This window comes from Pedobacter sp. 05L430 (assembly GCF_056397585.1).
This window is the reverse complement of sequence record NZ_JBFTNT010000376.1, coordinates 1-3,682: the sequence shown is the minus strand read 5'-3', so window position 1 is coordinate 3,682 and position 3,682 is coordinate 1. Positions and strand designations below refer to the sequence as shown.

2 protein-coding genes are annotated in these 3,682 nt (G+C 41.8%); both read right to left on the bottom strand.

All coding sequences use genetic code 11. From position 1 onward, the window contains the following. A partial coding sequence (locus AC1DG9_RS25040) for a glycoside hydrolase family 127 protein (protein ID WP_477635460.1) occupies positions 1-2,020 on the bottom strand: 2,020 nt, incomplete at its 3' end. A gap of 115 nt (positions 2,021-2,135) precedes the next feature. After that, positions 2,136-3,682 (bottom strand): family 43 glycosylhydrolase (locus tag AC1DG9_RS25035; RefSeq protein WP_477635459.1); only part of this gene is annotated, 1,547 nt, incomplete at its 5' end.

The window sequence follows — 3,682 nt, the reverse complement described above, 5'->3', positions numbered from 1 at the left end:
CCCCCAATAAACGCGGGTTATCTAATGAAGAACTCACCTTACTTAAAGAGGCAATAGTTGGCGCAGGCTGTGGTCTGGCTGAGGAAGCCTCATAAGGAATCCAAACGGTCATATCACTTGATCCGCGATTTGCCCAGGCATAATATGGAATTGCAGTAACCTTTTGTTTTACCTGAATTAATTCATCGGAATTCACTTGTCTTTTAGTACCTGTTCCTTCAACAGAGATCTCCTGGATTTCGTTTAATTTTTCTTTATTAAATGCTGTAGTAGTTTTGGCATCTTTATCGACCATGATATTTTGAACCAGCCCGTCTTTGTTGTCTTGCCCCTCAAGGCAGTATACAATTGGTCCACGCTGAAAAGCAAATCTGCCAACATCATCTTTTACCTTCGCATTGGCAATCACCTTCTGAACTTCCATTGGCAGATCGAGTATAAGTTGATCTCCTTTTTTCCATTGACGTGCTACAACGGCATAACCCTTGATCATTTTATAAACTGCAGGTTTTCCGTTCAGCAGTAATTTGAAGGACGATTTAGCCTGATCCATATAGGTATACAAATCACCCGGTACAGGCGACTGAGCAGCCCATCCCGGAATCCGAATATTGAGGGCAAATGTGGATGATTTCTCGGGGTTGATGATGATCTCCACTTTTCCGTTCCATGGATACCCTGTTGTTTGAGTAAGTGTGACTTTAGTTGCTTTAAGATTTACCTCAGCCGTATTACTCATAAATAAGTTCACATAGAGGTCATTGTTGTTCTGTGCATAAACATAGCCTGGTACAGAGGGCAAAAAACGGGTCATATTAGAAATACAGCATGCACAGGCAAACCAGGCACTGCGCTGATGTTGGTGCATAGAAGCCAGGGGATTGGGGTAAAAGAAACGATCGCCACTTAAAGATACACCTGAAAGTAAGCCATTGTAAAGTGTTCTTTCTAAAACATCCATGTATTTGGCATCACCATGTAACTGGAACATTCTGCTGTTCCAGTAGATATTAGCGATGGCTGCACAGGTTTCTGCATAGGCAGACATATTTGGCAGTTGATAAGCCTCCCCAAATGCCTCTCCTGCACCAGTAGCTCCAATACCGCCGGTGATGTACAGTTTTTTATAAACCACGTCTTCCCAGATTTTATCTATAGCGTTAAGATAGTTCTGATCGCCGGTCAATGCGGCAACATCAGCCATCCCGGTGTACATATAAGTTGCCCTTACTGCATGTCCAACGGCAGTACGCTGGTCTATAACTTTGGCATTTGCCTGGTTATATGCATCACCCTTAGGACCCCTTACATCCAGGAAAAACTTGGCAAGATCCAGATATTTCTGATTGCCCGTAATGCGATAAAGACGAACAAGACCTATTTCAACTATCTGATGACCCGGATAGATCTGGAGTTTGCCGGGGCCGAAATCTTTGACCAGCAAATCAGCATTCTTGAGGGCAATATCAAGTAAAGTTTTTTTTCCTGTTGCCTCATAATAGGCTGCTGCCGACTCAAATAAATGGCCTGAGTTGTACAGTTCATGACTCAGTTCCTCTTCCTTTTCCCATCGTTTACTTCCTATCCATTCATGAGGTTTCTTTGCATTTGCCGTACGAAAAGTAAATAAGTAGCCGTCCTTTTCCTGTGCCTTGCCAATTATAGTAATCAGCGAATCTATATAATGCTCCAGGGCCGGATCTTTCTTCACCTGCATCGCATATGAGGCACCCTCAATTACTTTGTATACATCCGTATCATCAAACGTAAATTGAGAAAGCTTACCTTCCATTTCATGTGCAGCCATTAAAAAGTTGTCTATCCTTCCATTATCTTCACATTTTTGCAATGTATAAGGGATTGTGACTGTTGCGTTAACTTGCATTTTTGGAGCCCAGAATTGGTCGTTTACATGGACATGCGTAAAAGCCACAGGCTGTATAGGGTAATCTTTCTTCTGCTGCGCGCTGGCAGGTAGAACAGCGATTCCGACAGCCAGTATCAGGAGTGATGATTTCATTTTAATATACTTAAATTCTCAAAAAACCGGTTATGGCAACTTATTTTCCTTCAAAAATAGGCTTATTACCAAGTACTAATGAGGCATTTATTAACAGTTATTAGATGAAATTTAACTATTTAACTAATCTAATCCCCTTCAATGTAGGCTGTACCACTTTTATATTACCCTCGGCATCAAACTCCATTTTATCGATACACACTTCACGGTTATAACCTGCAGACTGCCCCATGCTCAATCCTGCCGGACGAGTAAAGCGATGGTAAACAATATACCATTCATCCTTACCCGGCACCTGAATAACAGAATTGTGTCCGGTAGCGTAAATGGCCTGTGATTCGTCTTTAGAAAGAATCAGGTTATTTTCCGGCAAACTGATTTTACCTGTTGGCGAATCGGAAACACCATACCTAACACCATAGTCTGCATCTCTCGTATCATTCTGCGACCATAAAAAATAGTATTTTCCATTTCTGTAGAAAACTTCAGTGCCTTCCCTGAAAGTTTTATCTGGAGTGATGACTTTAATTGATGAAGAGTCTATCGATATCATATCTTCATTCAACAAAGCTACAGCCATATAACCATTACCCCAATACAAATAACTTTTGCCTGTTTTAGGATCGGTAAATACATCGGGATCGATCTCTTGCCCACCTTTTATTCCTGCAGGCTTACCTGCAATCAGCGCCTTACCGCTATCCTTAAAAGGACCAGATGGGTCTTCAGAAACAGCAACCCCTATTTTTTGTGCAGCGGTAAAATAGTAATAGTATTTGTAGCTATTACCTACCTTCTTTTCTGCGATGGTAGGTGCCCATGCATTTTTCTTAGCCCAACTTACGTCTTTGAGTAAATCGACAATCACCCCTTCATCTTTCCAGTCCACAAGGTTAGGGGAAGAGAAGGTTTTAAAATAAGTTCCTGACCAGTCATGAAAACCATCGCTGGTAGGGTATAAATGGTATTTTTTAGTTTTCTTAGAATATAGGATTTCGGGGTCTGCATAGTAACCATTCAATACTGGATTCAGATCGATAGCAGCCGTAACTTCATACACAAGGGGCTTATGCCCCGGCAATGTGATTTTTACTTTAACAGGTCCTTTCGTAAAGTCAAAAGGTCCTTTCGGACTAATGCTCATACCAGGAAGCAGCACAAATTCCGGATCGAAAGACCTCAATGAAGTCCCGTTTTTTACCGGAAGGTAAACCTTTGAGTTTAGGGTATCGATCACAATGTTATTTTTCTTAATCGCCGGTGATTGTCCAGACCCCATTACATCCGCTCCGGTGTACCATTTTTTTAATAGGACTGCCGCTTCTGCAGTTGTGATTGGCAATACAGTGCCATGGCGCGGGTGAAAGTTCATCCTTACTTCATGATCAACCACTGTAAATTGCTTGAAATCTTTAGTCTTTGTAAACTGATAGCGTCCCTTAGTGTATACATCATACATCAAGATATACCCCTCTCCATTATTGAGTTTAAATACCCCCGCACCTTCTACCGGATCTTTAGTTTGTTGTACTGTACCCGGACGCGCCACATAACCTTCTTTTAACTTATCAGACACTGCCACCCGAATTCCTTTTTCACTGTCTTCGGTTTTGTAAAACAAGTGGTATTTCCCGTGGTCGAAGACGATGTCTCCATCAATGC